Annotated in this window: 6 protein-coding genes; 2 read left to right on the top strand and 4 right to left on the bottom strand. The window is 46.5% G+C overall.

Annotated elements, in window-relative coordinates:
* Positions 1–1,350, top strand: a 1,350-nt coding sequence (locus tag WBA89_RS24435) for a calcium-binding protein (protein ID WP_424410074.1), incomplete at its 5' end; no start/stop codon positions are given.
* Between the two features lie 206 nt (positions 1,351–1,556).
* On the opposite strand, the gene dprA is transcribed toward WBA89_RS24435, so the two are convergent.
* The 3 genes from dprA to WBA89_RS24420 all read right to left on the bottom strand — a co-directional run bounded on the left by dprA (position 1,557) and on the right by WBA89_RS24420 (position 4,334).
* A complete protein-coding gene (gene dprA, locus WBA89_RS24430) occupies positions 1,557–2,708 on the bottom strand; it encodes a DNA-processing protein DprA (RefSeq protein ID WP_424410072.1) in 1,152 nt (383 codons plus the stop codon).
* Positions 2,709–2,832: 124 nt separating this feature from the next.
* A complete protein-coding gene (locus WBA89_RS24425; RefSeq protein ID WP_424410070.1) occupies positions 2,833–3,501 on the bottom strand; it encodes a YdcF family protein in 669 nt (222 codons plus the stop codon).
* 182 nt (positions 3,502–3,683) lie between these two features.
* Complete coding sequence (locus WBA89_RS24420; RefSeq protein ID WP_424410069.1) at positions 3,684–4,334, bottom strand: DUF2301 domain-containing membrane protein; 651 nt, start codon at positions 4,332–4,334, stop codon at positions 3,684–3,686.
* 80 nt (positions 4,335–4,414) lie between these two features.
* Between WBA89_RS24420 and WBA89_RS24415 the strand changes: the two genes are divergently transcribed.
* Positions 4,415–5,077 (top strand): hypothetical protein, encoded by a 663-nt coding sequence (locus tag WBA89_RS24415; protein ID WP_424410067.1) that lies wholly within the window; start codon positions 4,415–4,417, stop codon positions 5,075–5,077.
* A 250-nt stretch (positions 5,078–5,327) separates the two neighbouring features.
* On the opposite strand, the gene WBA89_RS24410 is transcribed toward WBA89_RS24415, so the two are convergent.
* A complete protein-coding gene (locus WBA89_RS24410) occupies positions 5,328–6,083 on the bottom strand; it encodes a DUF561 domain-containing protein (protein WP_424410076.1) in 756 nt (251 codons plus the stop codon).
* Between the last annotated feature and the right edge of the window lie 3 nt (positions 6,084–6,086).

Here is a 6,086-nt window from a genome sequence, read left to right as displayed (position 1 = left end):
TTCGACACCAACAAAAACGGAGAAATCGACCCATCAGAAGGCAATATAGTAGCCATAGGAGGCACTGACACCGCCACCGGCTTACCCCTAGAAACACCAGTCACCGCACCGCCCGATTCCACAGTTGTCACCCTCCTAACCAGCTTAGTCGCCGACTTAACCGACAAAGGAACTGCACCAGAATCAGCCCAATCTTTAGTCAAAGCCGCCCTTGGACTCCCCGCTGAAGTTGACCTGACTAGCTTAGATCCGATCGCAGCCACCAACCAAAATTTACCAGGCGGAGTCCAAGTCTTATCCGCAATGGTGAAAGTCCAAAACTTTATCACCCAAACCAGCGCTTTGATTGACGGCGCTTCCAGTGCACTCAATACCGATATTGTCAAAGCTGTTGTCAGTTCAATTACCGATCGAATTCAATCCAGTACAGTCTTAAACCTCAGCAACGCAGCAGCCTTAGAACCAATCATTCAGCAAGCAGCCGCAAAAATTCAGCAAATAGACCCCAGTTTCAACAGTCAACAAATCACCCAAATTACCTCGCAAGCCGCGACAGTAATGGCTACCGCAAATCAACGCATTGATAGCGCTGTCTCCAACCCAACAGCAACATCAATTCCTGAATCAGTTGCCCGCGTTCAACAAGTAGCCTTGGGCCCGACAACTCAAGACTTCAAAGCAGTTGGTACGGGAAATAAACCAATTTCTCTGGTAGTTACTGAGAATACCGGTGCTGCTTTAGATAGCCGAATTCAAGCAGTAGTTTTACCAGTTGGCCTTGCGACTCCCGTTCTCACCGGCGATGCAGATTTGGGCAGCAATTCCCCGAATGCAATTCTCGGTACAAATGGCGACGATATCCTGATTGGCGACAGCGCGGATAATGTATTGATGGGTATGAGGGGCAATGATTCCCTCGATGGAACTCTGGGAAATGACACTGTTTTCGGCGGCAAAGGTAGCGATACTTTGCTCGGAAGTAGCGGTGATGATGCCTTGTTTGGCAATCGCGGCGCTGACATTTTGAACGGCGATGATGGCAACGATATGCTTTACGGAGGTAAGGGCGATGATTTGCTGACTGGCGGTTTGGGAATTGATACTTTGACGGGAGGAATGGGAGTAGATAAATTCCTACTCTCTACGAATTCCGGTACTGATACGATCGCAGATTTTGAACTCGGTCAAGACTTGTTAGTATTGGGTAGCGGGCTGGATTTCTCGCAGTTGGCGATTAGTCAAGATAGCGGGGCTACTTTAATCCGGTTTGCCCAAAGTGGGGAGATTTTAGCTTCTCTGGGCGGTATTTCTGCTAGCAGTATTAGCGCTGCCAATTTCGGATTGATTTAAGATTGAGTTGGATTCAATCACTTGTTTTAATAGTCTGGCAGATCCCCCCTAACCCCCCTTAAAAAGGGGGGGACAAGAATCTTCTCAAAGTCCCCCTTCTTAAGGGGGATTTAGGGGGATCTGGCCTCGGCGGTAAACGAGAGATCGAGAGGCTTTTAGATTTAAGTTGACACCAATGACCTAGCCTAAACCGTATTACTTCCACATCAGCAGCGCTGATAACGCATTCCCGGCAACTGCGAAACTAATCCCAACAATTCTAATTGCAAAAGTATACCAGAAACTGTTCCCGCTTCTAATCCCGCTGCTTCCACAATTGTATCAAAAGAAATTGTCCCGGAGCCGATCGCACTTAACACCTTAGCCAATTCCGGCTCCAACGGCGGCGTGCGCTTCTCAACCGTCGGATTTGGCGGAAACAGCGACAACTGCTGGGCATTATCCAATTTTGGCATAGCTCCGAGCATTTCCAACAACCTGTCTTCGCTTAACAGCCGATCGCTATTCGGGAGAATTGGATGAGCACCTTTACTCAGCAACTCCAAACAACCAAAAGACCGCTCATCATCCAATCTTGCCGTCAAAACATACACATCCCGGCAAAAATCATTAGCTTGATAAGCAGTAATTAAAGCACCAGATTTGTGCGGAGCTTCTATCACAATTGTAGCTCGACTCAAGCCAGCAATTATCCGATTTCGGCGCGGAAAATTAGTTTTATTCGGTTGAGTTCCCGCCGGATATTCGCTAATTGCCAATCCCTGCTGCAACAGGCGATCGCACAACCGCTCATTCGGCCTAGGATAAACAATATCAACCCCAGTACCAAAAACAGCCAAAGTCCGGCCTCCAGCCTCCAAACAGCTTGTATGAGCCTCCGTATCAATTCCCGCAGCAAATCCCGAAACCACAGTAAAACCGTTTGCAGCCAAAGCCGCACTAAATTTGCGAGTCCAGCGGCGGCCGTATTCCGAAGGACTGCGAGTGCCAACAATTGCCACCGTCGGCGTAATTCCGCAGTTTTCCTTAAGGTCAACTAAACCGCGATAGTACAGCACCGGCGGCGGATTGGGAATCTCTAATAACAAGCTGGGATAATCTGGATCGGCGGGTGTCCAGAAACAGGGATTTTTAATAAGATGTTGTTCGATAAATTCTTGGGGATTGAGTTTGGATCGTTCTTGCAAAACCGTTTCTATTGTCTGTTTCCCAAACCCTTCGACTCGCATTAAATCTACGGGCTTAGCCGTCCAAGCTGCTGCCAAACTAGGAAAATGTTGGTGCAATCTTTGCAACAAAATTGGCCCGATACCGCTAATCTGCGACCATGCTAACCAGTAAGCGCGTTCTTCTAGCAACGATTTGCCCTCAATTGATCTGAAAATGATTCGCTCATTTTGGGTTGGGATATAGATTTTTTTTAACGAACCGCGAAGGCGCAAAGAGCGCGAAGGGAAGAAGAGAAAGAGTTAACAAGAATGGCTAAGCTTTCCAATCTATAAAACGGGCATAAATATAAGCAATAATTTCTCCGGTAACAGTCCGAAAACCTTCGCTCGATTTCCACCATTCCTGCGGGTTGTAATCTTGGGGTTCTGCAGCTATTATCCCGACTTTAATTTCAGGATGCAGCACTTCTTTAAAAATAATCCAACTTCTGCGGGCGTGAGGGCCAAAGGAATAGAGATTAATTGTGTCTACTTTTAGGGGCGATGCAGCCAGCCAATCTCGAAGGGCGATCGCCGAAGCGGCTGTGCGGTGTTTCACAACACTCGCTGCGGGTACTGCTACCAGTTTGTCCTTGTCAAATCCTAGCGCAATACAAGTCGCCGCTGTCAGTTCGGCGTAATTTTTATATTCAGCGAGATAGTAGCCTTTGCTTACTGGAAGTCCGGTGGTAATTAATTGGCGGTATTTGCCTTTTTTGAATTCGGCGATCGCACTTTCGATCGCATAATCCGGCAACCACCCTTCCACAACCAATATATCTGCTTTCAGCGGCGAGTTTACTGCCAAAAATGGATGGATATTTGTGAGAATTAAGACCATTGCAATTATTAATCCCGCGATCGCAATTACCCAACCTTCCCAGGTAATTGCCCACATTTCTCGGCGGCGGATCAGACTAATTTTGATTTTAGGTTTTCGCATTCTGCCAAAATTCCGATCGATAGAATTCTTGAGGATTTACCCACTCTGAGGCTAGAAACTTGGTTTCTAGCCTCAGAGTGCGATCGCAAACTGAGCTTATATAAATCAGGCCAAAAAACCTAATTTTCGAGTGCAAAATTAAATCCATTAAATCCGCTACAAAATTCGCTGCCGAACCTTCTCTACTGTTTTTGTTTGAGATACTCAAAAACGCTCTTATCTCCGATGTCCTGCGGCATGGGTTGAAAGAACTTGCGGACTGCAAAAATGATGAACAATATTGCCCAAAATCCCAGCAACAACTGTTCGCTTTCCGGTGACAGAAAACCGAAAATATGTCCTAAAATCAACAGCGGAACTCCCGGAGTTAAAAACTTAGTTTCTAGGCGGTTGAAGCAAAAAGCTTCTTTAAAATAAATCCCATTTAATGCCGCAAAAGTAAAGCCAATTCCCCACAAAGTCGCTGGATTTTCGTACACTGCTAAAGCTAAGGGTTTGCTGCTTTGTAGGGCGACAAATACTGCTGCCGCGCCGCCGATCGCCCAAAACGCCTGTAACGTGCGGTGCAGCGGAATCATGTAAATGTGAATAGTTGCTAAACTAACGCCTAAAGCGATCCAGAAACACGCAAAAACAGGCGTTAAAGCTTGGATTGCTGTTGGGCTGTCGCCGCTTTGCAACACCAGAGTAGCGCCCACCGCCAAACACAGCGCCGCCACTCCCAACCCGGCGCGGTAGATCAGCACTCCGGTGCGATCGCTTTGAGTAATCGTAAACTCGCCGAATTGCCCTTGATAGACTTCCGATTCATCGGGCGATTTCAGTAATTGCATCACAGCTTCCTCCTATCAGACACGAATGTACTTCTGCCAAGATATACTTTATTAATTAACCAGTACACCGGAACCGAGCGATGCCTAAATTTAACAAGCCTCAACTTAACAAATCTAAAGTTAACAAGTCTAAATTTGACGATCGCCCAAATCAAACCAAACCTCTGCTTTCAGAATCAGAACTTCCTCCAGTCCAGCTTGATGAAACCATTGTAGCAGGCAGAAGACCGAAACCGTTCAACGACTTGCAGCGCTTGCTTGCCGAAATACCGGAATTGACAGGGGGGCTCACTCCAGAAATGTTCGCCGAGTTCGCTGAAAATAACCCATTTAACGACAAGAAATTTGAAACCAAAATTAAAAAAATCTTAGGAACTAAAACTATTAATTCCACCCGCGACAATTCAATTAAATATCTAGAATACATCAAGCAACATATCCAATTTCCCTGCCAGGTTACGGGTATAGAAGAGTTTGAATGGGAAGAAGAGTATACAATGGGTTTGGGTAGTAAAAAAGAATATGCAAGGCTTAAAAAAACTCAACCTTCTTATACTGATAACTTCACAATTAACCGAGTTGAGGATTTTGCGGTTGGTGAAGACGGCATCTTTGCCAGAGTGCAGCGCGTCGGCGATCGCAAAAAATTTATGTTGCTTTTAGCAGAGTTAAAAGCAGTCGATCTCATCTCCCCAAACCATCAGTTATTGCAAGATTATGCAGTGTGGTGGATCAACTATTAAGGAAGAGTGGGAGAGGGGGAGAGGGGGAGAGGGGAAGAGGGGGAGAGGGGGAGAGGGGGAATAGAAAAAATCTTCCCTTTTTCCTCTACCTTCGCCTTCTTGATTACCAGAAAAAATTGGTTTAAAGCCTCTCCCTGATCGGGATAAATTAAAATCAGACGATTCATTACTCCAATCCTCTTCCTTCTTTTGTCAACTGTCAACTGTCAACTGTTTGCTGTTAACTGTTAACTGTTAACTGTTAACAGAATTAAATTGAAGCAGCAAAGTGCGATCGCTCTACTTTTGCCAAAGCTTCCACCAAACTGCGAACAGCAGCAATCATCGCCACTTCGCTATTAAGTTGACTCACAGCAGAACCGACACCAACACCCGCAGCGCCCGCGCCAACAGCCAGCGGTGCGGTGACGCTGGAGATGCCCGAAGCGCAGAGTACGGGAACTTGTACGGCGCGGGAAATTTCAAAGGCTGCGGCCAAAGTAGGCGCTGCTTTTTCAATTAATCCTAAAGTTCCGGCGTGAATTGGTTGGGCGCTGGTGCCGCCTTCGGTTTGAATAATATTAGCGCCAGCTTTGACTAATTCTGTTGCTAACTGCACTTGTTTGTCGAGTGCCAAAATGTGGGGAACTGTGACAGAAAGCGTGATGTTCGCAAATAGCGATCGAGTTTCGCGAGTCAACTCCAAAACTTCCTCAGCTTCAAAGCGGCGGCCCTGTGCGTAGAAAGCATCAAAGTTGCCAATTTCAATCAAATCAGCGCCAGCTTCTACCGCAGCGACAAACTTTTGCGGTTCCACAGCCGATACACAAATTGGCAAATTTGTCAACTGTTTTGCCATCAATACCAAATCGCGATCGCAAGCAATATCGACAAATGTTGCACCGCCGAGATCCGCTGCTTTGACAACAGCCGCAACGTTGGCCGCATCAAAATTATTTAAACCGCTGATAATTTTCAAGGCGCGGCCTTGCTCAAATGCGCGCTGCAATTTAGAATTTACACTCATCGT

This window comes from Microcoleus sp., assembly GCF_049646505.1.
GTDB lineage: Bacteria > Cyanobacteriota > Cyanobacteriia > Cyanobacteriales > Microcoleaceae > Microcoleus.
Note: the sequence above shows the minus strand (reverse complement) of the source record. Positions and strands in the feature narration are given on the sequence as shown.

Coding starts and splice junctions, on each gene's coding strand:
- WBA89_RS24420 (WP_424410069.1), bottom strand. CDS start 4,334: ATGCAATTACTGAAATCGCCCGATGAATCGGAAGTCTATCAAGGGCAA.
- WBA89_RS24415 (WP_424410067.1), top strand. CDS start 4,415: ATGCCTAAATTTAACAAGCCTCAACTTAACAAATCTAAAGTTAACAAG.
- WBA89_RS24425 (WP_424410070.1), bottom strand. CDS start 3,501: ATGCGAAAACCTAAAATCAAAATTAGTCTGATCCGCCGCCGAGAAATG.
- WBA89_RS24410 (WP_424410076.1), bottom strand. CDS start 6,083: ATGAGTGTAAATTCTAAATTGCAGCGCGCATTTGAGCAAGGCCGCGCC.